30 protein-coding genes are annotated in these 25,616 nt (G+C 62.3%); 20 read left to right on the top strand and 10 right to left on the bottom strand.

Going from position 1 to position 25,616, the window contains the following annotated elements; genetic code table 11:
- The first annotated feature begins 104 nt into the window (after positions 1 to 104).
- Both U3648_RS15585 and U3648_RS15590 read left to right on the top strand, forming a co-directional pair.
- The gene (locus tag U3648_RS15585; RefSeq protein WP_420860160.1) at positions 105 to 533 is read left to right on the top strand and encodes a hypothetical protein; all 429 of its coding nucleotides are present in this window, start codon (positions 105 to 107) and stop codon (positions 531 to 533) included.
- A gap of 2 nt (positions 534 to 535) precedes the next feature.
- Positions 536 to 1,003 (top strand): AraC family transcriptional regulator, encoded by a 468-nt coding sequence (locus U3648_RS15590; protein ID WP_420860161.1) that lies wholly within the window; start codon positions 536 to 538, stop codon positions 1,001 to 1,003.
- Here U3648_RS15590 and U3648_RS15595 read toward each other — a convergent pair.
- Positions 1,000 to 1,956, bottom strand: a complete 957-nt coding sequence (locus tag U3648_RS15595; protein WP_420860162.1) for an L-malyl-CoA/beta-methylmalyl-CoA lyase — start codon at positions 1,954 to 1,956, stop codon at positions 1,000 to 1,002. The two genes, U3648_RS15590 and U3648_RS15595, sit on opposite strands and share 4 nt — an antisense overlap.
- Here U3648_RS15595 and U3648_RS15600 point away from each other — a divergent pair.
- The 5 genes from U3648_RS15600 to U3648_RS15620 all read left to right on the top strand — a co-directional run bounded on the left by U3648_RS15600 (position 1,943) and on the right by U3648_RS15620 (position 7,025).
- Positions 1,943 to 2,179, top strand: a complete 237-nt coding sequence (locus tag U3648_RS15600; protein ID WP_420860222.1) for a hypothetical protein — start codon at positions 1,943 to 1,945, stop codon at positions 2,177 to 2,179. The genes U3648_RS15595 and U3648_RS15600 overlap by 14 nt on opposite strands.
- 58 nt (positions 2,180 to 2,237) lie before the next feature.
- Positions 2,238 to 3,239 (top strand): N-acetyltransferase DgcN, encoded by a 1,002-nt coding sequence (gene dgcN, locus U3648_RS15605; RefSeq protein ID WP_420860163.1) that lies wholly within the window; start codon positions 2,238 to 2,240, stop codon positions 3,237 to 3,239.
- A gap of 58 nt (positions 3,240 to 3,297) precedes the next feature.
- Positions 3,298 to 4,257, top strand: a complete 960-nt coding sequence (gene dgcA, locus U3648_RS15610; protein ID WP_420860164.1) for an N-acetyl-D-Glu racemase DgcA — start codon at positions 3,298 to 3,300, stop codon at positions 4,255 to 4,257.
- 62 nt (positions 4,258 to 4,319) lie between these two features.
- On the top strand, positions 4,320 to 6,149 hold the full coding sequence (gene ilvD / locus U3648_RS15615) for a dihydroxy-acid dehydratase (RefSeq protein ID WP_420860165.1): 1,830 nt from the start codon (positions 4,320 to 4,322) through the stop codon (positions 6,147 to 6,149).
- A gap of 12 nt (positions 6,150 to 6,161) precedes the next feature.
- On the top strand, positions 6,162 to 7,025 hold the full coding sequence (locus tag U3648_RS15620) for a D-amino-acid transaminase (RefSeq protein WP_420860166.1): 864 nt from the start codon (positions 6,162 to 6,164) through the stop codon (positions 7,023 to 7,025).
- Between the two features lie 65 nt (positions 7,026 to 7,090).
- Here U3648_RS15620 and U3648_RS15625 read toward each other — a convergent pair whose 3' ends face one another.
- The 4 genes from U3648_RS15625 to U3648_RS15640 all read right to left on the bottom strand — a co-directional run bounded on the left by U3648_RS15625 (position 7,091) and on the right by U3648_RS15640 (position 10,009).
- A complete protein-coding gene (locus U3648_RS15625; RefSeq protein WP_420860167.1) occupies positions 7,091 to 7,882 on the bottom strand; it encodes a calcium-binding protein in 792 nt (263 codons plus the stop codon).
- A 41-nt stretch (positions 7,883 to 7,923) separates the two neighbouring features.
- Entirely contained in the window at positions 7,924 to 8,736 is an 813-nt protein-coding gene (locus U3648_RS15630) for a calcium-binding protein (protein WP_420860168.1), read from the bottom strand.
- A 155-nt stretch (positions 8,737 to 8,891) separates the two neighbouring features.
- The gene (locus tag U3648_RS15635; RefSeq protein ID WP_420860169.1) at positions 8,892 to 9,209 is read right to left on the bottom strand and encodes a DUF1244 domain-containing protein; all 318 of its coding nucleotides are present in this window, start codon (positions 9,207 to 9,209) and stop codon (positions 8,892 to 8,894) included.
- A gap of 20 nt (positions 9,210 to 9,229) precedes the next feature.
- Positions 9,230 to 10,009 (bottom strand): N-formylglutamate amidohydrolase, encoded by a 780-nt coding sequence (locus tag U3648_RS15640; protein ID WP_420860170.1) that lies wholly within the window; start codon positions 10,007 to 10,009, stop codon positions 9,230 to 9,232.
- Between the two features lie 151 nt (positions 10,010 to 10,160).
- On the opposite strand from U3648_RS15640, the gene pyk reads away from it, so the two are divergent.
- The 9 genes from pyk to mscL all read left to right on the top strand — a co-directional run bounded on the left by pyk (position 10,161) and on the right by mscL (position 17,766).
- A complete protein-coding gene (gene pyk, locus U3648_RS15645; RefSeq protein WP_420860171.1) occupies positions 10,161 to 11,606 on the top strand; it encodes a pyruvate kinase in 1,446 nt (481 codons plus the stop codon).
- Between the two features lie 32 nt (positions 11,607 to 11,638).
- Positions 11,639 to 11,863 (top strand): hypothetical protein, encoded by a 225-nt coding sequence (locus tag U3648_RS15650; RefSeq protein ID WP_420860172.1) that lies wholly within the window; start codon positions 11,639 to 11,641, stop codon positions 11,861 to 11,863.
- A 116-nt stretch (positions 11,864 to 11,979) separates the two neighbouring features.
- Positions 11,980 to 12,180, top strand: a complete 201-nt coding sequence (gene rpmI, locus U3648_RS15655) for a 50S ribosomal protein L35 (RefSeq protein ID WP_129685164.1) — start codon at positions 11,980 to 11,982, stop codon at positions 12,178 to 12,180.
- Positions 12,181 to 12,193: 13 nt separating this feature from the next.
- Positions 12,194 to 12,553, top strand: a complete 360-nt coding sequence (rplT, locus tag U3648_RS15660; protein WP_129685166.1) for a 50S ribosomal protein L20 — start codon at positions 12,194 to 12,196, stop codon at positions 12,551 to 12,553.
- Between the two features lie 144 nt (positions 12,554 to 12,697).
- A complete protein-coding gene (pheS, locus tag U3648_RS15665; RefSeq protein WP_420860173.1) occupies positions 12,698 to 13,768 on the top strand; it encodes a phenylalanine--tRNA ligase subunit alpha in 1,071 nt (356 codons plus the stop codon).
- Positions 13,769 to 13,898: 130 nt separating this feature from the next.
- Positions 13,899 to 16,295, top strand: coding sequence for a phenylalanine--tRNA ligase subunit beta (pheT, locus tag U3648_RS15670; protein WP_420860174.1), 2,397 nt, complete (start codon positions 13,899 to 13,901; stop codon positions 16,293 to 16,295).
- A 5-nt stretch (positions 16,296 to 16,300) separates the two neighbouring features.
- The gene (locus U3648_RS15675) at positions 16,301 to 16,744 is read left to right on the top strand and encodes a GNAT family N-acetyltransferase (RefSeq protein ID WP_420860175.1); all 444 of its coding nucleotides are present in this window, start codon (positions 16,301 to 16,303) and stop codon (positions 16,742 to 16,744) included.
- A gap of 9 nt (positions 16,745 to 16,753) precedes the next feature.
- Positions 16,754 to 17,203, top strand: coding sequence for a YtoQ family protein (locus U3648_RS15680; RefSeq protein WP_420860176.1), 450 nt, complete (start codon positions 16,754 to 16,756; stop codon positions 17,201 to 17,203).
- A gap of 128 nt (positions 17,204 to 17,331) precedes the next feature.
- The gene (gene mscL, locus U3648_RS15685) at positions 17,332 to 17,766 is read left to right on the top strand and encodes a large conductance mechanosensitive channel protein MscL (protein WP_129685176.1); all 435 of its coding nucleotides are present in this window, start codon (positions 17,332 to 17,334) and stop codon (positions 17,764 to 17,766) included.
- Positions 17,767 to 17,813: 47 nt separating this feature from the next.
- Here mscL and U3648_RS15690 read toward each other — a convergent pair whose 3' ends face one another.
- Both U3648_RS15690 and ald read right to left on the bottom strand, forming a co-directional pair.
- Positions 17,814 to 19,043: a cytochrome P450 gene (locus U3648_RS15690; RefSeq protein ID WP_420860177.1), complete on the bottom strand. Its 1,230-nt coding sequence runs from the start codon at positions 19,041 to 19,043 to the stop codon at positions 17,814 to 17,816.
- A gap of 102 nt (positions 19,044 to 19,145) precedes the next feature.
- The gene (ald, locus tag U3648_RS15695; RefSeq protein ID WP_420860220.1) at positions 19,146 to 20,261 is read right to left on the bottom strand and encodes an alanine dehydrogenase; all 1,116 of its coding nucleotides are present in this window, start codon (positions 20,259 to 20,261) and stop codon (positions 19,146 to 19,148) included.
- Between the two features lie 159 nt (positions 20,262 to 20,420).
- Here ald and U3648_RS15700 point away from each other — a divergent pair, with 159 nt between their 5' ends.
- A complete protein-coding gene (locus tag U3648_RS15700; RefSeq protein ID WP_129685182.1) occupies positions 20,421 to 20,879 on the top strand; it encodes an Lrp/AsnC family transcriptional regulator in 459 nt (152 codons plus the stop codon).
- 73 nt (positions 20,880 to 20,952) lie between these two features.
- Here the strand turns inward: U3648_RS15700 and rpsU are convergent, their stop codons facing one another.
- A complete protein-coding gene (rpsU, locus tag U3648_RS15705; RefSeq protein WP_129685184.1) occupies positions 20,953 to 21,159 on the bottom strand; it encodes a 30S ribosomal protein S21 in 207 nt (68 codons plus the stop codon).
- A 107-nt stretch (positions 21,160 to 21,266) separates the two neighbouring features.
- Here rpsU and U3648_RS15710 point away from each other — a divergent pair, with 107 nt between their 5' ends.
- Positions 21,267 to 21,986, top strand: a complete 720-nt coding sequence (locus U3648_RS15710) for a COQ9 family protein (protein ID WP_420860178.1) — start codon at positions 21,267 to 21,269, stop codon at positions 21,984 to 21,986.
- Positions 21,986 to 22,972: an NAD(P)H-quinone oxidoreductase gene (locus tag U3648_RS15715; RefSeq protein ID WP_420860221.1), complete on the top strand. Its 987-nt coding sequence runs from the start codon at positions 21,986 to 21,988 to the stop codon at positions 22,970 to 22,972. Before U3648_RS15710 ends, U3648_RS15715 begins: the two co-directional genes overlap by 1 nt.
- On the opposite strand, the gene U3648_RS15720 is transcribed toward U3648_RS15715, so the two are convergent.
- Positions 22,969 to 23,604: a ribonuclease T2 family protein gene (locus U3648_RS15720; protein WP_420860179.1), complete on the bottom strand. Its 636-nt coding sequence runs from the start codon at positions 23,602 to 23,604 to the stop codon at positions 22,969 to 22,971. The two genes, U3648_RS15715 and U3648_RS15720, sit on opposite strands and share 4 nt — an antisense overlap.
- A gap of 126 nt (positions 23,605 to 23,730) precedes the next feature.
- Here U3648_RS15720 and U3648_RS15725 point away from each other — a divergent pair, with 126 nt between their 5' ends.
- A complete protein-coding gene (locus U3648_RS15725) occupies positions 23,731 to 24,513 on the top strand; it encodes a DUF1013 domain-containing protein (protein ID WP_420860180.1) in 783 nt (260 codons plus the stop codon).
- Positions 24,514 to 24,588: 75 nt separating this feature from the next.
- On the opposite strand, the gene U3648_RS15730 is transcribed toward U3648_RS15725, so the two are convergent.
- Complete coding sequence (locus U3648_RS15730; protein WP_420860181.1) at positions 24,589 to 25,575, bottom strand: hypothetical protein; 987 nt, start codon at positions 25,573 to 25,575, stop codon at positions 24,589 to 24,591.
- Positions 25,576 to 25,616: the final 41 nt, after the last annotated feature.

A 25,616-nucleotide genomic window follows, 5' to 3' on the forward strand; every position in this document is an offset into this window, starting at 1 on the left:
TTCCCAGCCATCGCTGATCCTCCAATTTGCGGGACAAACTATCCCAGTTGGTGGACCACTTTCAGGGGGCTATTCCAGGACGACTGACCGTTCGCGGTGGTCAGATGCCGTCTGGCGGCGGCAAGGGGCAGCCCTCCGCCTCTGCCCAGATCGTCGACGGGATCAACTTTGGTGACGACAGCGGCGAATGGAGCCGGGACGGAGAATGCGACGACCGCCGGTTCTTCGGCAGCGGCATGGCCAGCGGGTTCAGCTGGGACCACGTTGGCCGCGACGCCAGCGACTGTGTGGCCGCCTTCCAATCGGGCACCGTGCGGATGTGGGACTACACCGAAGCCCGCGCCGCGACTCAATGCTCCGCCATTCAATTCGGCGATGACAGCGGCAGCTATCCCAATGACTATGAATGCGACGACATCCGGTTCGAAGGGCCGGGCGCGGCGATGGGGATGAGCATCGAAAACATGGGCGGGGACGCGAGCGATTGCAGCCGGTTGTGTGACTACGGCGTCGTCTTCCTGCGGGACTATTGACCATGACAGACCTGCCCTGGGTCGAAAGAGACATGCCGGAACGGCAATTGGCGGGGGTCCTGCACAAGGGCCCCTACAATCAGATCGGACCGGCCTTTGGCAGGCTGCATGAAGCCTTGTCCGGTTCCGGCCAGTTGCAGGCATCTGGGGCTTGGCTGGGTGTCTATTTGGATGATCTCGCCACCACTGCCCCGGCGGACCTGCGCAGTTATGCCGCCTGCGAGTTTCCAGCGGATCAGCCGGTCCCCGACGGCATGGAGCGCATCACTCTGCCAGCCTGCCGGGCTGCGATCTTCTTGCACGAAGGACCCTATGAGGGCCTGCCGTCCTTTTGGGAAGGGGTGACCGCGACGATCCGGGATCATGCGATCCCGGTCGGTACCGGCCCCTGCTGGGAAGCGTATCTGAATGACCCCACCACCACCGCGCCCGAGAACCTGCGGACCGAGGTGGGAATGCCGCTGGCCTAGCCCGCGATCATTTCAGACTGGCGCACGATCACCTCGGCCTGCTTGATGCTGGCGATATCGACAAGACGGCCCTTGTAGACGGTTGCACCTTCTCCGCGCGCCTTCGCCTCTTCCATGGCTTTCAGGATTTCGCGTGCTTCGGTCACGGCGTCTTCCGACGGGGTGAAAACTTCGTTTGCAAGGGCGACTTGTTTGGGGTGGATGGCCCATTTGCCGACCATGCCCAATGTTGCCGACCGGCGGGCCTGCGCGCGGTAGCCTTCATCGTCCGAGAAATCCCCGAACGGCCCGTCGACGGGCAGCACCCCGTGGGTCCGGCAGGCCGCGACGATGGCCGTCTGCGCCCAGTGCCACGGGTCGGAATAGTGCCGGGTATCGCCGTGCAGCATGTAATAGTTGTCCTGCGTGCCACCGATCCCGGTGGTTTGCATCCCCATGGAGGCCGCGAAGTCGGCGGCGCCAAGGCTCATGGCCTGAAGGCGGGGGGACGCTGCGGCGATTTCTTCGACATGGGCGATACCAGCGGCAGATTCGATGATTACCTCGAAGGCGATCGGCTTGGTCCGACCCGTAGCGCGTTCAACGGCCGTGGCCAGTGCATCGACGGCATAGATATCGGCGGCGCAGCCGACTTTGGGGATCATGATCTGGTCGATCCGGTCACTGGCGTTTTCCAGAAGGTCCACCACGTCCCTATACCAATAGGGTGTATCCAAGCCATTGATCCGCACCGACAGATGTTTGGTGCCCCAGTCGATATCGCCGATCGCCTCGATGATGTTCTTGCGGGCCTGCGCCTTGTCGTCTGGGGCGACCGAATCCTCAAGGTCCAAGTTGATCACGTCCGCGGCGCTGCCGGCCATCTTTTCGAAAATGGCAGGGCGCGACCCCGGGCCGAACAATTGGCAACGGTTCGGACGGGCGACGGGTGTGGGCTGAATGCGAAAGGACATCGGCGGCCTTGTAAGTTTGTTGCGTATTTGGATCACGGTTTTGGTAGAATATTACGCTGCGCTACGCAAGGCGCATTTTGCAGGTGCAGAAAAAGCTGGCGTTTCATCTGTTTCAAACGCAAAGCATTCGTTGAAACACCTGCGTTTCAGTAGAGAATTGTGCGTCAATATGCTTAGTGACGCTCATTTAAAAGCGTCATGCTGCAAGTTTGGGCGAAATTAGAGATCAACTTGCAAAGCGGCCATGGCACCTAGGGGCGTCCGCGCAAGGAGATGCTGCCATGATCAAGACCCCTTACCTGTTGTTCCTCGGAGATGCCCCTGACCAGCTCGCCGCCAAGGTGGCGCAAGGGATCAAGGATTGGCGCCCGGAAAATGCCGTTGGCCAGTTCCGGATGGAAGGCTGCGGGGCCGATCTGGGTCTGACCGACATGACCCTTGCCGAGGCGCAGGCCGCAGGTGCCAAGACGCTGGTGATTGGTGTCGCGAACCGCGGCGGCGTGATCTCGGCCGCGTGGAAGCAGGTCCTGCTCGAGGCGCTGTGCATGGGCTATGACATCGCGTCGGGCCTGCACAACCTTCTGAAAGACGAGGAGGACCTTGTGAAATGTGCCGCCGATCATGGCTGCACCCTGCATGACGTCCGCATCCCATCGGTAAAATATCCCATCGCCAACGGGGTCAAGCGCAGCGGCAAGCGCTGTCTGGCCGTTGGCACCGATTGTTCCGTGGGCAAGATGTACACGGCGCTGGCGATGGACGCGGAAATGCGGGAACGCGGCATGAAATCCACCTTCCGCGCGACGGGTCAGACCGGCATTCTGATCACCGGCGACGGCGTGCCGCTGGACGCGGTCATCGCGGATTTCATGGCAGGTTCTATCGAGTATCTGACCCCCGACAACGACGACGACCACTGGGACCTGATCGAAGGGCAGGGGAGCCTGTTCCACGTGTCCTATTCCGGTGTGACCATGGCGCTGGTTCACGGTGGCCAGCCTGACGCGCTTATTGTCTGTCACGAACCGACCCGCGCCCATATGCGGGGCCTGCCGGGTTATAAACTGCCCAGCCTTGAACAGGTGCGTGATCTTGCCCTGCAACTGGCCCATGTCGCCAACCCGGACTGCAAGGTCGTCGGCTATTCGATCAACACACAGCACATGACCGAGGCAGATGCCCTGACCTATCTGGCTGATATCGAACACCGGCTTGGCCTGCCCGCGACCGACCCGTTCCGCTTTGGTCCGGGCAAGCTGGTGGACGCGCTGGCCGCGATGTGATCGGGTCGCCCCGAACCACCGGGGCACCTGCCCGCCACCTGAATGCAAAGAGGCCGCCATGCAGATCACCGTCACCCCCGATACCTTCCGCCTTGCCCGTGTGTTCACCATTTCACGCGGGTCGCGGACCGAGGCGAAGGTGCTGACCGTGCGGGCGGAGCATGAGGGGGCGACGGGCTGGGGTGAATGCGTGCCCTATGCCCGCTACGGCGAAAGTCTGGACAGCGTGACGGCCCAGATCGAAGGCTTCTCGGGCCGCTGGTGTGACTTGCAAGAGGAACTGCCCGCAGGGGCGGCCCGCAATGCCATCGACTGCGCCCTATGGGACCACGCCGCCAAATGGAAGGGCAAGCCGGTCTGGGAACTGGCAGGGCTGTCCGCGCCGGGGCCGGAAATCACCGCCTATACCCTGTCGCTCGATACCCCCGAGGCGATGCGCGCGCAGGCCGCGGAAAACGCCCATCGTCCGCTTTTGAAGATCAAGCTGGGCACCCCTGACGACATGCCCCGGCTGGAAGCGGTCCGCGCAGGCGCGCCCAAGGCCCGGATCATCGTGGACGCAAACGAAGGCTGGACCGCCGAGGTCTATACCGATCTCGCGCCGCATCTGGTGCGGCTGGGGGTGGAACTGGTGGAACAGCCCTTGCCCGCCGGGCAGGACGACATGCTGGCCGAGATCGAACGCCCCTTGCCGGTCTGCGCCGACGAATCCTGCCACGACCGCGCCAGCCTTCCGGGGCTGAAGGGCAAGTACGATGTGGTCAATATAAAGCTCGACAAGACCGGCGGCCTGACCGAGGCGCTGGCCCTGCGCGAGGCGGCGCTGGCCGAGGGATACAAGGTCATGGTCGGCTGCATGGTGGGGTCGTCGCTGGCGATGGCGCCCGCGCTTCTGGTTGCGCAGGGGGCGATGGTCACCGATCTGGATGGCCCGCTGCTGCTGGCCGAAGACCGCGATCCGCCGATGACCTTTGACGTGGCGGGTATTCACCCCGCCCCCGCCGCGCTTTGGGGCTAAGCCCTATTTTACTCCACCCTGACCTGCGCTAAGTAACGGCGCGCGCTTCAGGAGGACAACAGATGCCCAGATACCGTTCCCGCACGACAACCCATGGCCGCAACATGGCCGGTGCCCGTGGCCTTTGGCGGGCCACAGGGATGAAAGAAGGCGATTTCGGCAAGCCGATCATCGCCATCGTAAACTCTTTCACCCAATTCGTGCCGGGGCATGTGCACCTGAAGGATCTGGGCCAGATGGTCGCCCGCGAGGTCGAAAAGGCCGGCGGTGTCGCCAAGGAATTCAACACTATCGCCGTCGATGACGGGATCGCCATGGGCCATGATGGGATGCTGTATTCGCTCCCCTCGCGCGAGGTGATCGCCGACAGCGTGGAATACATGGTCAACGCCCACTGCGCCGACGCGATGGTCTGCATCTCGAACTGTGACAAGATCACGCCGGGGATGCTGATGGCCGCGATGCGCCTGAACATTCCGTGTGTATTTGTCTCGGGCGGCCCGATGGAAGCGGGCAAGGTCGAATGGGGCGACGGGATCAAGGCGCTGGACCTTGTCGATGCGATGGTTGCCGCCGCCGACGACAAGTATTCGGACGAACAGGTGCAAGCCATCGAAGAGGCCGCCTGCCCGACCTGCGGGTCCTGTTCGGGGATGTTTACCGCCAACTCGATGAACTGCCTGACCGAGGCGCTGGGCCTTTCGCTGCCGGGCAATGGGTCGACCCTTGCCACCCACGCCGACCGCAAACGCCTGTTCCTTGAGGCCGGGCATCTGATCGTGGATCTGGCCAAGCGTCACTATGAAGGCGACGATTTCAGCGTCCTGCCGCGCAGCATCGCCACGTTTGAGGCGTTCGAGAACGCCATGTCGCTGGATATCGCCATGGGCGGGTCCACCAATACGGTGCTGCACCTGCTGGCCGCCGCCTATGAGGGCGAGGTCAATTTCACCATGGAAGACATCGACCGGCTGAGCCGCAAGGTACCTTGCCTGTGCAAGGTCGCCCCGGCGAAATCGGACGTGCACATGGAAGACGTCCACCGCGCCGGTGGCATCATGGCCATTCTGGGCGAGTTGGACCGCGCGGGCCTGTTGCACAACCATTTGCCGACTGTGCACAGCCCTACGATGGGTGATGCGCTCAAGAAATGGGACGTGGCGCAGACCGACAGCAACAGCGTGCACGAATTCTATTCCGCGGCCCCCGGTGGTGTCCGCACGACCGAAGCCTTCAGCACCGACCGCAGGTTCCCGAACCTTGATCTGGACCGGGAAAAGGGTGTGATCCGGGCAAAAGAACATGCCTTCAGCCAGGATGGCGGCCTTGCCGTTCTGTTCGGCAATCTGGCCGAGGAAGGCTGCATCGTGAAAACCGCAGGGGTCGACGATTCGATCCTGAAGTTCAGCGGCCCGGCCTATGTGGTTGAAAGCCAGGACGACGCGGTGAACGACATCCTGACCGGCAAGGTCAAGGCGGGCGACGTGGTCCTGATCCGCTATGAAGGGCCGCGCGGCGGGCCGGGGATGCAGGAAATGCTCTATCCGACCTCCTACCTGAAATCGAAAGGGCTGGGCGCAGCCTGTGCCTTGATCACCGATGGCCGCTTCTCGGGCGGAACCTCGGGCCTGTCGATTGGTCACGTGTCGCCAGAAGCCGCCGAAGGTGGCACCATCGGTCTTGTCGAACATGGCGACCTGATCGAGATCGACATCCCGAACCGGACCATCAACCTTGCCGTCTCGGACGCGGTTCTGGCCGAACGCCGCGCCGCGCAGGAGGCGAAAGGCTGGCACCCCGCCAAGCCGCGCAAGCGCAAGGTATCCACCGCGCTCAAGGCCTATGCCGCCCTGACCACCAGCGCCGCCAAGGGCGCTGTTCGCCAACTCTGAAGGAAGCCCAAGATGACCCGCACCGTCTATGTGAACGGAGACTACCTGCCCGAAACCGAAGCAACGGTTTCGATCTTTGACCGGTCCTTCCTGATGGCCGATGGCGTCTACGAGGTAACCTCTGTTCTGGGCGGCAAGCTGATCGACTTTGACGGCCATGTGGCCCGACTGGAGCGGTCCCTGACCGAACTGGACATGGCCAAGCCCGAGGCGTTCGATGATCTGTTGGAGATCCACCGCAAACTGGTGGAGGTCAACAACATCGACGAAGGCATGGTCTATCTTCAGGTCAGCCGCGGGTCTGCGGGCGACCGCGATTTCGTCTTCCCCGACCCAGAGGTGGTCAAACCCACGCTGGTGCTGTTCACCCAGTCCAAGCCCGGTCTGGCCGATAGCCCGGCGGCGAAGAGGGGGATCAAGGTCATCTCGATCGAGGACATCCGCTGGGGTCGCCGCGACATCAAGACGGTGCAGCTGCTCTATCCGTCGATGGGCAAGATGATGGCCAAGAAGGCGGGATGTGACGACGCATGGCTTGTCGAGGATGGCCATGTGACCGAGGGCACGTCGAACAACGCCTATATCGTCAAAGGCGGCAAGATCATCACCCGCAACCTGTCCAATGACATTCTGCACGGCATTACCCGCGCTGCCGTTCTGCGGTTCGCCCGCGAGGCGCAGATGGAGGTGGAAGAACGCCCCTTCACCATCGCAGAGGCACAAGAGGCGGACGAGGCGTTCATCACCTCCGCCTCGACCTTCGTGTTCCCGGTGGTGGAAATCGACGGCGTGGCCCTAGGTGACGGCACCCCCGGCCCGGTGGCCAAGCGGCTGCGTGAAATCTATCTGGATGAAAGCCTGAAATCGGCGATCTGAGCTGGTACCACCCTAACGGAAAAGGGGGCCGTCGGCCCCCTTTGCTGTTTCTGGTCGCCGTTCTGTCAGGCTGCGGCGTAGCTTACCGACACCGACGACAAAAGAGCGTTGATCTGATCCGTCGAGGTGGCCCCCTGAACGATCGCGACATCCTGACCACCAACCGTGATATGAAACCCGGCGCTGCTGGTCGTCCACGAAACAGGCTGCCCTGACAGCGCCGGGTTCAGGACAAGCGTAATGACCTCGGGGCCTTCAGCAAGCTCATGTTCCCAATCCGTGATGAGCACCGGATCCAGCGTCGGTTCGTAAACCACGACGTCAAATTCGTCATATTGTTCGCCGCCCGTCATGGTATCGCCCGCGTCGCCGACAAGGATGTCCTTGCCCCAGCCACCGTCGAGGATATCCGGCGTCCCTTCGTCGCCGGGGGCGTCCACGGCATAAATCTCATCCCAACCGGACCCGCCAAGTAGCGTGTTGCTACCTGCCACGTCGACAATCACGTCGGCGCCTGCGCCGCCCCGGATGACGTCATCGCCGTTGTCGTTGGCATCGACACCGGGCAAGAAATTGGTGTCGTCACCATCGCCCATGTATATGTCGTCGTCGCCCGCGCCACCATCGACGTAGTCATTCCCTGCCCCGGCAAATATGGCATCGTCGCCGTCGCGCCCGAGAAGAATGTCGTCGCCGGCACGGCCCGACAATGTATCGTCACCATCGCCACCGGTCAGGTCGTCGTCACCGTTGGTGCCCGAGACGGTTTCGCCCTCTTCGACCGTGTCTTCACCCCCGGTGAATAGTGCCGCCAAGAGGCCGAAGCTGATAAGCAACGGCAGAATAAAAAGTGCCATGTATCCCCCACAATATTACCGGCCCACCCGGCCGGAGTGCCCTAGATTACCGGATCGCTTCTGATTGTCTGAACGTCAGCAGCAGACAGCCCGGCAACCCCTTCGATCACCGCGACTTCGACGCCATCCAAAAAGATAATTGTGCCGGTTCCATCCGCCGTGGCCGCGACCGTTACCGGCAGGTCGGTCGCGCTCACGTATTGAATGACAATTGTGTCACCTTCGGACTGGTTGAAATCGGTGACCGTTGTTGCCGTGTCTCCAGTCGAGACATCAGTACGGAAGACATCCATACCCGTGCCGCCTGTCATCGTATCGCCGTCGTCGCCAAGCAGGGTGTCGTCGCCATCGCCGCCAATGAGCGTATCCGTTGCCGTACCCGCGCCGGTCTCGTCCGCCCCGCTCAGGGTGTCGTTGCCCGCACCGCCATCCAAGATGTTGCTTCCCAGCGCATCGGCCAGGATGTCGTTCCCGTCTCCGCCAAGCAGGGTATCATCGCCGGAATCGTCTGTCTCGCTTGATGCGGTGTGCAGGTCATCGCCCGCGCCGAAATCGAGGATGTCATTTCCGGCCCGGCCATCGAGTATATCGACACCGTCCAACCCGGACAGAGAGTCGTCGCCGTCTGTCCCTGTCAGCGTATCATCGAAATCTGTTCCAGCCGGAGCCCCGCTGTCGGTTTCGCTGTCGCCGCCACCATCAGTTGAGGTGGTGTCATCCGTGGTCGTATCCGTCTCGGGCTCATGATCGTCGTGGCTATCCTCGTCGACTTCTTCGTCGTCCATGTCACCGAAGGACAGTGGAAGCGCGGCCAAAAGGAGGAAGATGACAAACGGAAGAGCGGATGCAAACATTTCAGACTCTCAAGACTACGCCCGATGGGCCGATCAAAACCCACCTTGGTCGAAAACTGAGACAAATTCTTGCTTTATTCAAGAAGTCGAGGTGTTCGTTTCCGATTGCCCAACAAAGGCCCGATGAGGCCCTGATTGTTGACGGGCCTTCGACCCTAATCCGCTAGAGGGCCGACATTTTCGGCGAAGGCCTTCTTGAACTGCTCTTGCTTCTCGTCGCTGGCCTCGGTCTGGTTTTTGACCTTCCACGCATCGTAGGGCATTCCGTAAAAGGCCTCTCGGGCCTCTTCCTTGCTCATCTCGATGCCCTGATCGGTCGCGGCTTCCTGATACCAGCGCGACAGGCAGTTGCGGCAGAACCCGGCAAGGTTCATCAGGTCGATGTTCTGCACGTCGGGGCGTTGCACCATCAGGTGGTCGCGTAGGCGCCGGAAGGCGGCGGCCTCCAGTTCGGTCCGGGTCTTGTCGTCCATATCTGTCTCCTTCAAGGGCCTCAGACACCGTCAGCGATGGCAAGCGCGCGGTCAAGCAGCGGAGCAAGCCGTTCGGCCCATGCCTGCTGTTGCTCGGGTGTGCGGATCAGATCGTTGCGGATTTCCACCAGCACGTTCAAGCGCCCATGCTGCAAGGCATGGGTGTCGATGGAATCGCCGTCGAGGTGGCCGCCGTAGGGTTCGTTTTCGCCAACGCACCAGCGTTCGCCAAATGTGTCTTCGACCCAGGACGCAAGGGCCGCGTCCTGCCGCAACAGGTCGATCAGGGGGCGGGTCAGCCGTTCGTCGTAGGAATAGAGGATGCCCACCTGCCACGGACGGGGCGGCCGCCCGCGCAATTGGCGGGTAAAGCTGTGGACGGCGCAGATCACACTGTCAGGGCGACGGGCTGCGAGGGTCTCCAGCGCGTTGTGATAGGGGTGCCAGAGCCGCTCCATCCGGCGGGCCTTTTCTTCGGCAAAGGCCGCCCGGTTCGCCGGAATCACGGACCCGTCGTAAAGCTTCATCAGCACGGTCGGGTCGTCGGCGCCCCGGTTCGGGTCGATCACCAGACGTGAGAAATCCGATGAAACGGCGGGGCTGTCGAGCCGGTCGGCCAAGGCAAGCGTGACCCCAAGCGCACCGGGATCGAAGGCGATATGGCGCTCCATATCCTCGGGCGGAAGGCCCAGATCACCGCCGTTTACCCACTCCGGAACCCTGTTTGTGGCGTGATCGCAGGTAATCAGCCAGCGGGACTGCCGTTTTTCACCGTGAATATGGTAAGGTTTTTCCGACATTTGGGCCGTGGATCGTCTGTCATTATGCTGTCACAGCACATAGGCCAGTTGAGACCGGAATGGAATTGCGCAATAAGGGCGCAAATCGCCCGTTATCGCTAACGGCGCGAATCCGGCCAAGGGCCGCCAAAAGGATCGAAGGAACTGTCGCATGAGACGCCACCGCAATGTGAAAATCGTCGCCACACTTGGCCCGGCCTCCAGCACCTATGAAATGATACGGGGGCTTCACGAGGCGGGCGCGGATGTGTTCCGCCTGAACATGAGCCACGGATCGCACGACGAAATTGCTGAACGGCACGCAATCATCCGCAAGGTCGAGGCGGAACTTGGGTCGCCCATCGCGATTCTGGCAGACCTTCAGGGGCCGAAGCTGCGTCTTGGCACTTTCGCCAACGGCGAAGAAGAGCTGACCGAAGGCCAGTCGTTCCGATTGGACCTGAGCGACGCACCGGGCGACGCAACCCGCGTTCAACTGCCCCACAAAGAGATTTTCGACGCGCTGGAACCCAACGCGACCCTTCTGGTCAACGACGGCAAGATCCGCCTGCGGGTGAAGGATTGTGGCCGCGATTTTGCAGATTGCGTTGTCGAAGTTCCTGGCGTGATTTCCAACCGCAAGGGCGTGAACGTGCCGGATGTCGTCCTGCCGCTGGCTGCACTGTCCGACAAGGACCGCAAGGATCTGGAGTTTGTATGTGAACTCGGCGTGGATTGGCTGGCCCTGTCCTTCGTTCAGCGCCCCGCCGACGTGGAAGAGGCACGCGGCCTTGCCAAGGGCCGTGCGTCGATCCTGTCGAAGATTGAAAAGCCCGCGGCCGTGAAGGCCTTTGACGACATCCTTGCTGTGTCGGACGGGATCATGGTCGCCCGCGGCGATCTGGGCGTTGAACTGCCGGTGCAGAACGTGCCCCCGATACAGAAGCGGCTGATCCGGAAATCCCGTGCCGCCGCCAAGCCGGTGATCGTGGCGACCCAGATGTTGGAGAGCATGATCGACAGCCCGATGCCCACCCGTGCCGAGGTGTCCGACGTGGCCACCGCGATTTACGAAGGTGCAGACGCGATCATGCTGTCCGCCGAATCCGCCGCCGGCAGCTTCCCGATCGAAGCCGTCACCACGATGAGCAACGTGGCCACCGAGGTTGAAAGCGACCCCACCTATACCGACATCATCGAGGCGAGCCGCAAGGCCGACCGCAAGACGGTTGCCGATGGGATCGTCGCCGCAGCCCGTGAGATCGCGGAAACCACCAGCGTCAAGGCGATCTGCTGCTATTCGCAGTCGGGGACCACGGCGCTTCTGGTGTCGCGTGAACGTCCGCGGGTTCCGATCATCGCCCTGACCAGCGTGGAGCGGACCGCGCGCCGCCTGTGCCTGTCCTGGGGGACCAGCTGTGTCATCACCGGCCACGTCGACCGGTTCAAGACCGCCGTGATCGAGGCCGTCCGCGCCGCCAAGGCCGAAGGGCTGGCCGGAGAGCAGGACATGGTGGTCGTGACCGCCGGTGTCCCGTTCAACACGCCGGGGACGACGAACATCCTGCGTGTGGCCCCTTGCGAGGAACGTTTGATTTACAGCGCTGAAGCAGAGTAAGATCGGTCTATCGAGTTCCTGTTGGGTGTGTCATGGATACCGATCTATTTTTTGTCATTGGCCTGATTATTGCGGGCTTCTCCATTCCGCCGATCATTGGCGCCCTGTCCGAAGGGCGGGCGCCGCGGACAGCGGCGATCGCGATCCTGATCGGTGGCGGGCTTGTCGCGCTGGCGGTGAATGAACGTCCAGGCGCCTATTCGGTTTCTGAAATCCCCGATGCATTCGTTCGGGTGGTCGGGCGCTACATCAACTAGGCCTTTCCCTATTGCCTTTCCTCCATGCGCGGCCTATACGGCCCGCTCAACCCGCGAGACCGGCCGGAATGGCATGCCGAGTCGCGCGTCCGACCAACCCTTTCGAGGAGATGGAAATGCCGAAGATGAAGACAAAATCGAGCTGCAAAAAGCGGTTCAAAGTGACGGCCTCGGGCCGGATCAAGGCCGGTCAGGCGGGCAAGCGCCACGGCATGATCAAGCGCACCAACAAATTCCTCCGCGATGCTCGCGGCACCACCACCCTGTCGAAGGCTGATGAAGGTATCATCAAGCCGATGATGCCCTACGCGCGCTAAGGAGGACTGAAAGATGCGAGTTAAAGGCGGAACCGTCACTCATCGTCGTCACAAGAAGGTCCTTGACGCTGCCAAGGGCTATTACGACCGTCGCTCCAAGACCTTCAAGGTCGCGCGTCAGGCCGTGGACAAGGCCAACCAATACGCCACCCGTGACCGCAAGGCCCGCAAGCGGAACTTCCGCGCGCTGTGGATCCAGCGGATCAACGCCGGTGTGCGCGCCCTGGATGCCGACCTGACCTATTCGAAGTTCATCAACGGGCTGTCCAAAGCCGGGATCGAAGTGGACCGCAAGGTTCTCGCCGATCTGGCCGTGCACGAGCCCGAAGCGTTTAGCGCCATCGTCGACAAGGCGAAGGCCGCGCTCGCTTAACCCCCAGCCGGGTTAGAACATTACGAAGCCGCGGACCCTCGCCGGGGGCCGCGGCTTTTTGTTTGTCTGCATCCCCGGCAAAGCGTTGCGGCCCCGCCCGCCATTGGGTAGCACACGGGCAAGTGAACAAAGGACGCCAGAGACATGGACGATCTGAAGAACAAATACCTTGGGCTGATTGCCAATGCCGCCGACGAGGACGCGATCGAGGCGGTCCGCCTTGCGGCCATTGGCAAGAAGGGCGAGATCGCCCTGAAGATGCGTGAACTGGGCAAAATGACCCCGGAAGAGCGGCAGGTTATGGGCCCGGCGCTGAACGCGCTGAAGGATGAGATCAACAGTGCGCTGGCCGCCAAGAAGGTCGCGCTGGCCGATGCGGCGCTGGACGAGCGGTTGCGCGGCGAATGGCTGGACGTGACCCTGCCGTCGCGCCCGCGTCGGACCGGCACGATCCACCCGATCAGCCAGGTGACCGAGGAGCTGTCGGCGATCTTTGCCGACATGGGCTTTGCCGTGGCCGAGGGCCCGCAGATCGACAGCGACTGGTATAACTTCGACGCGCTGAACATCCCCGGCCACCACCCCGCCCGGGCCGAGATGGATACCTTCTACATGCACAGGGCCGAAGGCGATAACCGCCCGCCCCACGTGCTGCGCACCCACACCAGCCCGGTCCAGATCCGGACCATGGAAAAGACCGGCGCGCCCATTCGCATCATCGCGCCGGGCCGCGTCTATCGCGCCGATTACGATCAGACCCACACCCCGATGTTCCATCAGGTCGAAGGGCTGGCCATCGACAAGGATATCTCGATGGCAAACCTGAAATGGGTGCTTGAGGAATTCCTGTCGGCCTTCTTCGGCAAGCGGGTCAAGACGCGATTCCGGGCTTCGCATTTCCCCTTCACCGAACCCTCGGCCGAGGTGGACGTGCAGTGCCGCTGGGACAACGGATCGGTCACCGTCGGCGAAGGCGACGACTGGCTCGAGGTGCTGGGGTCCGGCATGGTCCACCCCAAGGTGTTGCAGAATGCGGGCATCGACCCGACCGAATGGCAGGGCTTTGCCTTTGGCATCGGGATCGACCGGATCGCCATGCTGAAATACGGCATCCCCGACCTGCGGGCCTTCTTCGACAGCGACCTGCGCTGGCTGCGCCACTACGGGTTCGCCGCGTTGGACGTGCCGACGCTGCACGGAGGGCTGTCGCGGTGACGCCCACATCCAATATCTGCGGCGCGTCAGCGCCGCATCGCGCCCGACCCGCCCCCATGGGCGGGCGCGATTGCGCCCACCCCGGGACGGGCGCGATGCTCACCAATTCGCTCCACAAGGAGACACGCGCATGAAATTCACCCTCTCCTGGCTCAAAGAGCATCTGGAAACCGACGCAACCGTTGACGAGATCACCGAGGCACTGACCGACCTTGGGCTTGAGGTCGAAGGCGTCGAAAACCCGGCGCAGAAGCTGGCCACCTTCACGCTGGCCAAGGTCAAGCACGCCGAACAGCACCCCGATGCCGACCGTCTGCGCGTCTGCACGGTGGAAACCGACGAAGGCGACAAGCAGATCGTCTGCGGCGCCCCCAACGCCCGCGCGGGCATCACCGTGGTGCTGGCGAAACCCGGCGACTATGTCCCCGGCATCGACGTGACCCTGTCTGTCGGAAAGATCCGCGGCGTCGAAAGCCACGGCATGATGGCCTCGGAGCGCGAGCTGGAGCTGTCGGACGAACATGACGGCATTATCGAACTGCCCTCTGGCGAGGTCGGTCAGAAGTTCATTGACTGGCTGGCGGTCAACGATCCGTCCAAGGTTGATCCGGTGATCGAGATCGCGATTACCCCGAACCGGCCCGACGCGCTGGGTGTACAGGGGATCGCCCGTGACCTTGCCGCGCGCGGATTGGGCAAGCTGATCGCGCGACCGGTTGACCCGGTCCCGGCCAGCTTTGAAAGTGACATCAAGGTGTCCATTGATGACGATACGCTAGAATTGGCGCCGGTTTTCTATGGCCGTTTGATCAAGGGCGTGAAGAATGGCCCGTCGCCACAGTGGTTGCAGGACCGGTTGAAGGCCATCGGGTTGCGCCCGATTTCCTTCCTTGTCGATGTCACCAACTTCTTCACCTATGACCGGAACCGCCCGCTGCACGTTTTCGACGCGGACAAGGTCAAGGGCGATCTGCGGGTGCACCGCGCCAAGGGCGGGGAAGAGTTCCTCGCGCTGGATGAAAAGACCTATACCCTTGCCGAAGGCATGGTCGCGATTTCCGACGACAACGGCGTCGAAAGCCTTGCCGGGATCATGGGCGGCGAACATTCCGGCTGCACCGAGGAAACGGTGAATGTCTTCGTCGAAAGCGCCTATTGGGAGCCGGTGAACATAGCCCTGACCGGTCGCGCGCTGAAGATCAATTCCGACGCCCGCTACCGGTTCGAACGCGGGATCGACCCAGCGTTTTCGCTGGAGGGGCTGGAACTTGCCGTGCGGATGATCGTGGATCATGCGGGCGGCGAGGCGTCCGAGGTGGTCAAGGCGGGTGAGGTTCCGGATCATTCCCGGTTTTACAAGCTGGACCCCAAGCGGGTGATCAGCCTTGTCGGGATGGAGATCCCCGAGGCCGAACAGCGCCAGACCCTCACTGCGCTTGGATTCCGTATGGAAGGCGACAAGGCCCATGTGCCCAGCTGGCGGCCCGATGTGTTGGGCGAGGCGGATCTGGTCGAGGAAGTGGCCCGCATCGCATCGCTGACCAAGCTGGAGGGCAAGCCCCTGCCGCGCGTCGCCCCCGGCGTGCCGAAGCCGATCCTGACCCCCGGTCAGGTGCGCGCCACCGCGGCCCGCCGCACCGCTGCCGCGCTGGGCTACAACGAATGCGTGACCTACAGCTTCATCGACCAAGAGGCCGCGTCGCTGTTTGGTGGGGGCGAGGATGGTTCGATGCTGGAAAACCCGATTTCCAGCGACATGAGCCATATGCGCCCCGATCTTCTGCCCGGTCTGTTGCGTGCTGCCGCCCGCAATCAGGCGCGTGGTTTCATGGACCTTGCGCTGTTCGAATGCGGCCATGCGTTCCACGGCGGAGAGCCGGGAGAGCAGAACCTGCAAATCTCGGGTGTTCTGATCGGCCGGACCGGGCCAAAGGACGTGCATGGCGCCTCGCGCCCTGTCGACCTTTACGATGCCAAAGCCGATGCAGAGGCGGTGCTGGCCGCCATCGGCGCGCCCGCAAAGGTGCAGATCCTGCGCAATGGGCCGGACTGGTGGCATCCGGGCCGCCACGGGCAGATTTGCCTTGGCCCGAAAAAGGTGTTGGGTGTCTTTGGGGAAATCCATCCCAAGGTCCTGCGTGACATGGACATCAAGGGCCCCGCGGTCGCCTTCACCATCTGGCCCGAGGAAGTGCCGCTGCCGCGCAGCCAAAGTGCCGCGCGCCCTGCGCTTCATGTGTCGGAATACCAGGCCGTCGAACGGGATTTCGCCTTTGTGGTGGATGCCGGGGTCGAGGCGCTAACCCTCATCAACGCCGCCGCCGGGGCCGACAAGGCCCTGATCGAAGAGGTGCGCCTGTTCGATGAATTCACCGGCGGCAGCCTTGGCGAAGGTAAGAAATCCCTTGCGATCACCGTGCGCATCCAGCCGACGGAGGGCACGTTGAAGGACAAGGACATCGAGGCGCTGAGCGCCAAGATTGTCGAGAAGGTGAGCAAGGCGACCGGCGGCACCCTGCGTGGGTGACGCCGGTGGAGGTCCGCCGCGCAACGGTATCGGATGCGGCGGCCCTGACCGAAGTTGTCAGGGCCGCCTACGCCCCTTTTCGTGCTGCTGGTCTGCGCCTGCCTGAGGTCGAGGCAGGCATTGCCGAAGCCATTACAGATGCGCCGGTTTGGGTGGCGGTCGAAGGGGCCGCGATCATCGGAGGGGTGATCGTCCGGCATTCGGACACGTCGACCATGGTCGAGAATCTTGCAGTCCATCCCGATGCATCGGGCAAGGGCGTAGGCAGACGTCTTTTGCAGGCTATCGAGCAGTGGGCGCAACAGTTGGGTTTGCCGGGCCTGCACCTGGCTACTCACGTCGATATGGCCGCAACGATTGCCTTCTATCGACACCTTGGATGGCATGAGGTGGGCAGGGAGGGCGCAAAGCTCTATCTTGCGAAGACATTGAATGAAAACGATCCCTAGGAGAACGACATGACCCTGAACGTCTACCTGTCTGGCGAAATCCATACCGACTGGCGCGACCAGATCATCGAGGGGTCCAAAGGTTTGGATGTGCTGTTTTCCGCGCCGGTCACGGACCACGATGCCAGTGATGATTGCGGTGTCGCAATCCTTGGCGCTGAAGACAACAAGTATTGGCACGACCACAAGGGCGCGATGGTCAACGCGATCCGAACCCGCAAGGGGATCGCCGACGCGGATGTTGTCGTCGTCCGGTTTGGCGAGAAATACCGCCAGTGGAACGCGGCCTTTGACGCGGGCTATGCGGCGGCCTTGGGCAAGTCCCTGATTGTCCTGCAAATGCCCGAACACGACCATGCCCTGAAAGAAGTGGACGCGGCCGCCCTTGCCGTCGCGCGGGAACCGGGGCAGGTGGTCGAGATCCTGCGGTACGTGCTGACTGGGCAGCTGCCCGGTTAGGCCCGCGTGCTCACGGGGAACCGGGGCGAAAAATTACCATAGATTTGTGTGGGGCTGACGCTAGGATTAGCGCTATCGGCGACAGCGTTTTGTCTGGGTGTCGCGATCAACAAAGAGTGGGGACAAGTATGCTCAAGGAATTCAAGGATTTCATTGCCAAGGGCAATGTTATGGACATGGCCGTCGGGATCATCATCGGCGCAGCCTTTACCGCTATCGTCAGCAGCCTTGTCGCTGACCTGATCAACCCGATCATCGGGCTGTTCACCGGCGGCGTCGATTTCACCAATAACTACGCGGTTCTGTCCGGCGAGGTCGCCGAGGGCGCGAGCCTTGAGGCCGCACGCGAGGCCGGGGCGTCTGTCTTTGCCTATGGGTCGTTCATCATGGCCGTGATCAACTTCCTGATCATCGCTTGGGTGGTCTTCATGCTCGTCAAGGCCGTGAACAAGGCCAAGGACGCCGCTGCGAAGGAAGAAGAGGCCGCCGCCGAGGCCGCGCCCGCTGGCCCGAGCGAGATCGACCTGCTGACCGAGATCCGCGACGCGCTGGCCAAAAAGTAAGTCCACCACCACGGAACGGAGAGGGCCTGCCGACCGGCGGGCCCTTTCTAGTTGGAGAAGGTCACTTTCAATGCCTTGGGGCCGCGCACGGACAGGCCGGTTTTGTAGATCGGGGCCTCTTCGGCCAGTTCGATCCGGCTGAACCGGTCGAATAATTGGCCAAAGACTACCTCCATGTCGATCCGGGCCAATTGGTTCCCAAGGCAGAAATGCGCCCCCCCGCCAAACGCCAGATGCCGGTTTGGGCTGCGACCCACGTCAAAGGTCTCGGGCTGGTCAAAGGCCGCCGGGTCGCGGTTGGCGGCCCCGTAAAGGACGCCGATCCGGTCGCCGCGATGGAAGGTCTTTCCGGCCACCTCGCAGTCTTCCGTCGCATAGCGGTGGAAGAATGGCAGGGGGCTTTCATAGCGGAACATCTCCTGAATCGCGGTGGGCATCAGCCCCCGGTCGTCACGCAGCCGCTGCATCTGATCGGGGTGGCGCAGCAGGGCGTGCATACCGGACCCCAGAACGTCGATGGTCGATCCATGGCCCGCCATGAGGATCAACATGCAGGTGGAGATTAGTTCATCCTCGGACAGATCGCCCCGGCCCAGTGCCCCGATCAGCGAGGTCAGGATGCCACCATCTGGTTCTGCCCGGCGCAATTTAATCAGGTCCAACAGGTAATGATAGAAATCGGTGACAGCCTGTTCGGCCTTTGCTTTTTTCGCGTCAGTCCTGTCGATGTCGAAATAACTGACGGTATCTTCGGACCATTGCCGCAACTGGGGGCAGTCTTCGTCCGGGACGCCGATGACCCGGCCGATGACATGGCCGGGGATGTGGGCGGCGAATTCGCCGATGAAGTCTATGGTCCCCTTGTCCGCAACCTCGTCCACCAGACCCGTTACGAAGGTTTCGATCATGCCGCGCTGCCCTGCAAGGTGGGTCTTGGTGAATTCCCGGAACACCAGCTTGCGCAGCCGATCGTGCACCGGCCCGTCACTGTCCAGAAGGCTGAACTGCACGAACCGTTCGTGGTTTGGCATGTCGTGGAAATTCTCGGCCCGTTGCTGGGCGGCGCGGTCCTCGTCTGACATGAAGGCGTCAGATGCCCGGACCATGGTCTTGTCCTGAATGACCCGGTTCACGTCCTCGAACCGCGAGACCAGCCAGATATCAAAGTCATCAAACCGGACCGGGCCGGGCTGGGTGCGCAGATCCGCGTAGGCCGGGTAGGGGTCTTGGGCGAAGGCGGCTGAAAGGGGATCAAAGGACGGGGGCAGGTCTGACATGGCTGTATCCATTTTTTCCAAGCATGGCACAGGCCAGATACAAAAGAGAAGGCCCGCCGGGAGGATGGCGGGCCTTCTTGCGGTTAGCAGTTGCTTTCCGGCTTACTTGATCGCCAGTTGCGGCGACAGAACGTCGATGCCCAGCGCTTCGCCAACTGCGTAGTAGGTCAGTTGACCGGCGTGGACGTTCAGACCGTTCAGCAGATGCTTGTCGTCTGCGCAGGCCTGTTTCCAGCCCTTGTTCGCCAGCGCCATCATGAAGGGCATGGTGGCATTGCCAAGCGCAATGGTAGAGGTGCGGGCAACCGCGCCGGGCATGTTGGCCACGCAGTAATGCATGATGCCGTCCACGTCATAGATCGGGTCCTGATGGGTCGTCGCGCGGGAGGTTTCAAAGCACCCGCCCTGGTCGATCGCCACGTCAACCAGAACCGCGCCGGGCTTCAGTTCCGACAGTTGGTCGCGCTTGATCAGTTTGGGCGCGGCGGCACCGGGGATCAGCACGGCACCGATGATCATGTCGGCCTGACGGGCCAGTTCGATGGTGTTGCCGGCGCTGGCGTAGGAGGTCTTGAAGGTGCCTCCGAACACGTCGTCAAGGTAGCGCAGACGGGGCAGGGACCGGTCCAGTACGGTCACATCGGCGCCCATACCGGCGGCGATCTTGGCCGCGTGGGTGCCGACGACACCGCCGCCGATGACCACGACCTTGGCCGGGCCGACGCCGGGAACGCCGCCCATCAGGACGCCACGGCCGCCATTGGCCTTTTGCAGGGTCCAGCTGCCAACCTGGGGGGCCAGACGGCCTGCAACTTCGGACATCGGGGCCAGCAGGGGCAGACCGCCACGGTCGTCGGTCACGGTTTCATAGGCGATGGCGGTGCAGCCCGAGGCCAGAAGGTCCTTGGTCTGTTCCGGATCGGGCGCAAGGTGCAGGTAGGTGAATAGAAGCTGGCCTTCGCGCAGCATCTTGCGTTCGCCAGCCTGCGGCTCTTTCACCTTCACGATCATGTCGGCGGTGTCGAACACCTCTTTCGCGGTGCCGACGATCTTAGCGCCAACGGCGATGTAGTCCTCATCGGTGAAGCCAGCGCCAGCACCGGCGTTCGTTTCGATGGTGACGGTGTGACCGGCCAGAATGGCCTCGTGCGCAGCGTTCGGGGTCATCCCGACCCGGAATTCCTGCGGCTTGATTTCCTTTGGGCAACCGATGTGCATTTGGGCGTCCTCCTCGTCCCCCGGGGCAGGGGGTGTTTTCATCTGAGCCGACTGTCGCGCGTCCCTATTGCAATTGCTTGGGGATTCTTTGTATAGCAGAACGAAATTTTCGAATGTTTGTGCGTATACATCTGAAAAGTTAGGAAAGGCGTGCGCGATATGGAACTGGATCACATTGATCGTCGACTCCTTGAGGCGCTTCAGAAGGACGGCCGTATGTCGAATGCGGAGCTGTCCGAACAGGTGAACCTGTCGCCTTCGGCCTGCCACCGTCGGGTTCAGCGGCTGGAGAAGGACGGGTTCATCAAAGGCTATGTGGCGCTTCTGTCGCCCCGCCGTCTTGGCCGCCCGTCGCTGGTGTTCGTGGAAATTACGCTCAGTGGGCAGGCTGACGAAATCCTTGATGCCTTTGAGAAGGCCGTGGCGCGTGTACCGGATGTTCTGGAATGCCACCTGATGGCCGGGTCGGCGGACTACCTGCTCAAGGTCGTGGCCCGCGACACCGACGATTTCGCCCGTATCCACCGGCAATATCTGGCGACCTTGCCGGGGGTGCAGACCATGCAATCCTCTTTTGCGCTGCGCACAGTTCGCCAGACCACGGCCCTTCCAGTCTGAGCGGGCAAAGAAAAACCCCCGTGGCCAGGCCGCGGGGGTAATCCAATAGTGTTCTCAGGCGAACAAGGGGTGCTTAGAGCAGACCCTCGCGCTGTGCCTTCTTACGAGCCAGCTTGCGCTGACGGCGGATGGCTTCTGCCTTCTCGCGCGCCTTGCGGATGGAGGGCTTCTCGAAGTGCTGACGCAGCTTCATTTCACGGAAGACACCTTCACGCTGCAGCTTTTTCTTGAGGGCACGAAGTGCCTGATCGACGTTGTTGTCGCGAACGCTAACCTGCATGTGGTTTTCACCACCTTTCTAAGTTGGATTTGCAAAAAGATTGCAGGAGCCGCGCCTATAGCAACTCCCCCCCGGTTTGTCTAGGGTATGCTCCGAAGGAGACCGCCATGGATGCCACCGTGACCGCACCGCAGATTTCCAAACAGAAGCAACGGCTTCTGGATGCGATCCTGCCACATGTTCCGTTTGACGGCTGGACCGACGCCGCATGGGCTGCGGCCCTTGCCGATCTGGGCGTTTCAGAGCCCGAGGGACGGCTGATTGCGCCGCGCGGCGCGGTTGATCTGGCGGTGGCCTATCATCATGCGGGCGACGCCGCGATGCTGGACCGGGCAGCGGCGGAAGACCTGTCAATGCTTCGCTATTCCGAACGTGTCGCGCGACTGATCCATCTGCGCCTTGACGGGGCCGACCGCGAGATCGTGCGCCGGGGCACGGCCCTGTTCGCAATGCCGCATCACGCGGTGGAAGGGGCGGCGCTGATCTGGGGCACCGCGGACCTGATCTGGCGGGCGCTGGGCGATACCTCGGATGATCTGAACTGGTATTCAAAGCGGGCGATCTTGTCGGGCGTCTACGGGTCGACCGTTTTGTTCTGGCTTGGGGATGACAGTGGCGGGGTGGACACAGATGCCTTCATCGACCGCCGCATTGCCGATGTCATGCGGTTCGAGAAGTTCAAGGCGGACGCGCGAGAGAAACCGCTATTGAAACCCTTTGCCGCCGGGATTGACCGTCTGGTTTCTGGTGTCCGCGCCCCGGCGGGGCGGGCAGCGCCGGACGATTTACCGGGGCATTGGTCCCCGTCGACGGGGGGCGAGCAATGATCCCCGAGACCATGCGCGCAATCGAGATATCCAAGCCGGGTGGGCCCGAGGTTCTGGTCGAAACGACACGGCCGGTTCCGACCCCCGGTTTGGGGCAGGTTCTGTTGCGGGTGGCCTATGCCGGGGTGAACCGCCCCGATGCCCTGCAACGCGCGGGCCTTTACGCGCCACCACCCACGGCAAGCGACCTGCCGGGATTGGAAGCCTCGGGCGAGGTGGTGGCGGTTGGGCCGGGCGTCGAAGGCGTGGCCAAGGGGGATTTCGTCTGTGCGCTTTTGCCGGGTGGGGGCTACGCGGAATATGTCGTCACACCTGCCGCCCATTGCCTGCCGATTCCCGCGGGCCTTAACCTTGGACAAGCGGCCTGCTTGCCGGAAACCTTTTTCACGGTCTGGTCCAATGTCTTCATGCGTGGCGGACTGCGTGGGGGAGAACGGTTTCTTGTCCATGGGGGATCGTCCGGTATCGGCACAACCGCGATTCAATTGGCGCGGGCCTTTGGGGCACGGGTCTTTGCCACGGCGGGCTCAGACCCCAAATGCGCCGCTTGCGCCGAGCTAGGGGCTGAACGCGTGATCAATTATCGGCAAGAGGATTTCGTGGATGTCCTGCGGGCCGAAGGTGGCGCGAACCTTATCCTCGACATGGTAGGTGGGTCCTATATCGCGCGAAATATCAAGACCCTGGCGGATGAAGGGCGGCTGGTCCAGATCGCCTTTCTTCAGGGTCCGAAGGCCGAGATCAACTTTGCTCAGGTCATGATGCGGCGACTGACGATCACCGGCAGCACCTTGCGCCCGCAGTCAGAACTTGCCAAGGCGCGGATCGCGGAAGAGCTGGAGGCGCAGGTCTGGCCGCTGATTGCCGCGGGTCGGGTGGCGCCGGTCATGGACAGTTCGTTCGTACTGGCCGATGCGGCCAAGGCCCATGCAAGAATGGAAGCCGGGGACCACATCGGAAAGATCGTGCTGAAGGTGGCGGACTAGCGCAGCGGCTGAAACAGGGCGTCATCCAGGGTGCAATCCCGGATCACGTCAGCCCCACAACGGCGCGGTTCCAGCGACCGGGTCAGGCAGATCCGCGCCTCTTGTATCTGGCCGGATCGGCAGGTGATGGTGATCTGGTCTGCCGAAAGGTCCGGATTGTCGCGCAGGAAGGCCTGTTCGACCACCGAAGCCGGCAGGGTCACCGGGTTTTGCAGGCGCCGGAAGACCTCGGGCCGGACAATCCGGCCATAGGCCTCGCGCGAGAGGGCGAAATAATCTTCGGGCGATAGCCCGCTGCACACCCCGTGCTTGCGCCACTGATGCCAGGCCAGCCCGCTGGTTCCCATAATATCGGCCATCGCCCCCGTCTGGCCCCGGCTGGGGGCGCTGAATCCGGTGCGGCAATAATCCGGCCAGCCCCGTTCATACTGCGGCCACAGCCCGTGCAGAACCCATCCGAACCCGCTGTCCGCATCGCATTGCGGGGAATTGCGCGCGTCCCCTTCCAGATCGCACCAGTTGGGCGACCATGACAGGGACAACACGTAATAGTCGAAGTCTTCCGCCGTGCCATCGGCGCGGGCGGCGGAAATTTGCAGGCACAGCAAGAGCAGCGAAATCAGACGAACCATTTTGATCTTTTCACTTGTTCCACGAAAGACTATACAGCGCCCGAGTTCCCCGACAACGAGAACTGGGCCCCCGCGGTCCGCCCCAGATCCGGGGCACGGGGAAGGCATGGATTTAGGAGACGCTTGATGTCTGACAAACCGATCATGGCGAAGGCCACCGCGGTCTGGCTCGTGGACAACACGACCATCACCTTCAAACAGATTGCCGACTTCGTGGGAATGCACGAGTTGGAGATTCAGGGCATCGCCGACGGCGACGTGGCGGTTGGCGTAAAGGGGTTCGACCCCATCGCAAACAACCAACTGACCCAGGAAGAGATCGACAAGGCCGAGGCCAGCCCGCTGCACAAGCTGAAGCTGAAGTTCAACCCCTCCGCCGTGGGCGAGGAAAAGCGGCGCGGCCCGCGCTACACCCCGCTGTCCAAGCGGCAGGACCGTCCGGCGGCCATCCTGTGGCTGGTAAAGTTCCACCCGGAACTTTCCGACAGCCAGGTTGGCAAACTGGTGGGCACCACCAAGCCGACCATCCAGGCGATTCGTGAGCGGACCCATTGGAACATTGGCAATATCCAACCGATCGATCCGGTCGCGCTGGGCCTGTGCAAGCAGTCGGAACTGGATGCCGCCGTGCAGAAGGCCAACGCCAAGAAGGCCAAGGAAGGCGGCGTGATGTCCGACGACGAACGGCGCAAGCTGGTGTCGACCGAACAGTCGCTGGGCATGGATCCGGAACCGCGGATCCCCACGGCCATTTCCGGGCTTGAAACCTTCACCCTGTCTGACAGCGGTACCGACCCGCGTGGCGACGACGAGGACGAAGACGACCGCACCGACAGCGATTTCGCCGATGCCGACAGCTTCTTCAACCTGCCGGGTGACGACGAGGATGATGACGACGACGACCGGTAGTTCGGTCTGACGTCGACGATTGAAAGCCCCGGCCATCGCGCCGGGGCTTTTTTGTTGAACCGCTGAAGGTGTGCCCTAGCCGGTTTTCTTGCGCGTGTTCTGAAACCGCCGTGCCAGAAGGATCAGCCCGCCAATCACGCCCACAAGCAGATAGTCGATCGCGGGGATGCGGATCACCTCGTTCAGATTTGCCCAGCCCCGGTCCGAATAGATCAGGACAATGGCAAGCGCATAGGCCGCGACGAACCCGGCCCGGACGACCCGCGACAGGCCAAGGCCGTGCATCTGGGTGACAACGAAGATGCCCGCAAAGCCGAAGAAAAACATCGGCCAAAATTCCTGCCCCGCCACGAGGGCCACGGTCGTGCCGTGAACCAGAACCGAGACCTCGAGCACAAGCGTCCACCAGCGGTTGGTATGCACACGCGTAAAGACCAGCGCGCCCTGGATCATCAGGAAGAAGGTATAAAGAAACCCCAGAAGGTGGCCGAGCGTGGTTTCCATCGGGTGGAACCAATAAGTGTAGGTGACGGCCCAGGCGAAATAATAGCCGTGATAGCGGATCAGCACCTGCCGAGCCCCGGCCAGCCATCCGCCGCCGTGGCCGAAGAACAAACCGCGCCGGGGGGCTTCGATGATCAGCACGATCACCAGAAGAAAGATCACCGAAAGCTGGGAGGAAAAGACAGAGGTGTCCTGTGCCAGCCCATCATACCAGACGGCGGTTTGCAGATAGTGCAACAGGCCAAATCCCAGCATTCCGAACAGGCCGATCACGTTGACCGGATGCAGCCGGGTTCGGTCGCGCAATCGGTCCCGGTGTCGTTGGGCCCAGGCGATCAACCCCCAGAAAAACAACTGGTGCAGGGCATAATACCCCCAGGCGGTCAGTTGGCCCATCGTGGTTTGTTCCGGCAGTTTCCAATAATACCACGCCGCCCCCTGGTCCGGCAGAAGATCGACCTGCGACAGGATGGGTTCCAGAAAAAGGATGGCGGACGTCAGAGCGCAAGCGGCAAAAACGGCGATCCAGAATGTGCGCCAAAGGGGGGAAAGTATCATGTGGCCCTCAGTTCACTCTATGGGTGATACGGGGACGCAGG

Origin of the sequence: Marivivens marinus (genome assembly GCF_035969385.1) — a bacterium.
Lineage (GTDB): Bacteria > Pseudomonadota > Alphaproteobacteria > Rhodobacterales > Rhodobacteraceae > SELP01.

Excerpts from the sequence above, each read along its gene's own strand:
- U3648_RS15585 (WP_420860160.1), top strand. The coding sequence starts at position 105 with ATGCCGTCTGGCGGCGGCAAGGGGCAGCCCTCCGCCTCTGCCCAGATC.
- U3648_RS15590 (WP_420860161.1), top strand. The coding sequence starts at position 536 with ATGACAGACCTGCCCTGGGTCGAAAGAGACATGCCGGAACGGCAATTG.
- U3648_RS15600 (WP_420860222.1), top strand. The coding sequence starts at position 1,943 with ATGCGAAAGGACATCGGCGGCCTTGTAAGTTTGTTGCGTATTTGGATC.
- U3648_RS15595 (WP_420860162.1), bottom strand. The coding sequence starts at position 1,956 with ATGTCCTTTCGCATTCAGCCCACACCCGTCGCCCGTCCGAACCGTTGC.
- dgcN (WP_420860163.1), top strand. The coding sequence starts at position 2,238 with ATGATCAAGACCCCTTACCTGTTGTTCCTCGGAGATGCCCCTGACCAG.
- dgcA (WP_420860164.1), top strand. The coding sequence starts at position 3,298 with ATGCAGATCACCGTCACCCCCGATACCTTCCGCCTTGCCCGTGTGTTC.
- ilvD (WP_420860165.1), top strand. The coding sequence starts at position 4,320 with ATGCCCAGATACCGTTCCCGCACGACAACCCATGGCCGCAACATGGCC.
- U3648_RS15620 (WP_420860166.1), top strand. The coding sequence starts at position 6,162 with ATGACCCGCACCGTCTATGTGAACGGAGACTACCTGCCCGAAACCGAA.
- U3648_RS15625 (WP_420860167.1), bottom strand. The coding sequence starts at position 7,882 with ATGGCACTTTTTATTCTGCCGTTGCTTATCAGCTTCGGCCTCTTGGCG.
- U3648_RS15630 (WP_420860168.1), bottom strand. The coding sequence starts at position 8,736 with ATGTTTGCATCCGCTCTTCCGTTTGTCATCTTCCTCCTTTTGGCCGCG.
- U3648_RS15635 (WP_420860169.1), bottom strand. The coding sequence starts at position 9,209 with ATGGACGACAAGACCCGGACCGAACTGGAGGCCGCCGCCTTCCGGCGC.
- U3648_RS15640 (WP_420860170.1), bottom strand. The coding sequence starts at position 10,009 with ATGTCGGAAAAACCTTACCATATTCACGGTGAAAAACGGCAGTCCCGC.
- pyk (WP_420860171.1), top strand. The coding sequence starts at position 10,161 with ATGAGACGCCACCGCAATGTGAAAATCGTCGCCACACTTGGCCCGGCC.
- U3648_RS15650 (WP_420860172.1), top strand. The coding sequence starts at position 11,639 with ATGGATACCGATCTATTTTTTGTCATTGGCCTGATTATTGCGGGCTTC.
- rpmI (WP_129685164.1), top strand. The coding sequence starts at position 11,980 with ATGCCGAAGATGAAGACAAAATCGAGCTGCAAAAAGCGGTTCAAAGTG.
- rplT (WP_129685166.1), top strand. The coding sequence starts at position 12,194 with ATGCGAGTTAAAGGCGGAACCGTCACTCATCGTCGTCACAAGAAGGTC.
- pheS (WP_420860173.1), top strand. The coding sequence starts at position 12,698 with ATGGACGATCTGAAGAACAAATACCTTGGGCTGATTGCCAATGCCGCC.
- pheT (WP_420860174.1), top strand. The coding sequence starts at position 13,899 with ATGAAATTCACCCTCTCCTGGCTCAAAGAGCATCTGGAAACCGACGCA.
- U3648_RS15680 (WP_420860176.1), top strand. The coding sequence starts at position 16,754 with ATGACCCTGAACGTCTACCTGTCTGGCGAAATCCATACCGACTGGCGC.
- mscL (WP_129685176.1), top strand. The coding sequence starts at position 17,332 with ATGCTCAAGGAATTCAAGGATTTCATTGCCAAGGGCAATGTTATGGAC.
- U3648_RS15690 (WP_420860177.1), bottom strand. The coding sequence starts at position 19,043 with ATGTCAGACCTGCCCCCGTCCTTTGATCCCCTTTCAGCCGCCTTCGCC.
- ald (WP_420860220.1), bottom strand. The coding sequence starts at position 20,261 with ATGCACATCGGTTGCCCAAAGGAAATCAAGCCGCAGGAATTCCGGGTC.
- U3648_RS15700 (WP_129685182.1), top strand. The coding sequence starts at position 20,421 with ATGGAACTGGATCACATTGATCGTCGACTCCTTGAGGCGCTTCAGAAG.
- rpsU (WP_129685184.1), bottom strand. The coding sequence starts at position 21,159 with ATGCAGGTTAGCGTTCGCGACAACAACGTCGATCAGGCACTTCGTGCC.
- U3648_RS15710 (WP_420860178.1), top strand. The coding sequence starts at position 21,267 with ATGGATGCCACCGTGACCGCACCGCAGATTTCCAAACAGAAGCAACGG.
- U3648_RS15720 (WP_420860179.1), bottom strand. The coding sequence starts at position 23,604 with ATGGTTCGTCTGATTTCGCTGCTCTTGCTGTGCCTGCAAATTTCCGCC.
- U3648_RS15725 (WP_420860180.1), top strand. The coding sequence starts at position 23,731 with ATGTCTGACAAACCGATCATGGCGAAGGCCACCGCGGTCTGGCTCGTG.
- U3648_RS15730 (WP_420860181.1), bottom strand. The coding sequence starts at position 25,575 with ATGATACTTTCCCCCCTTTGGCGCACATTCTGGATCGCCGTTTTTGCC.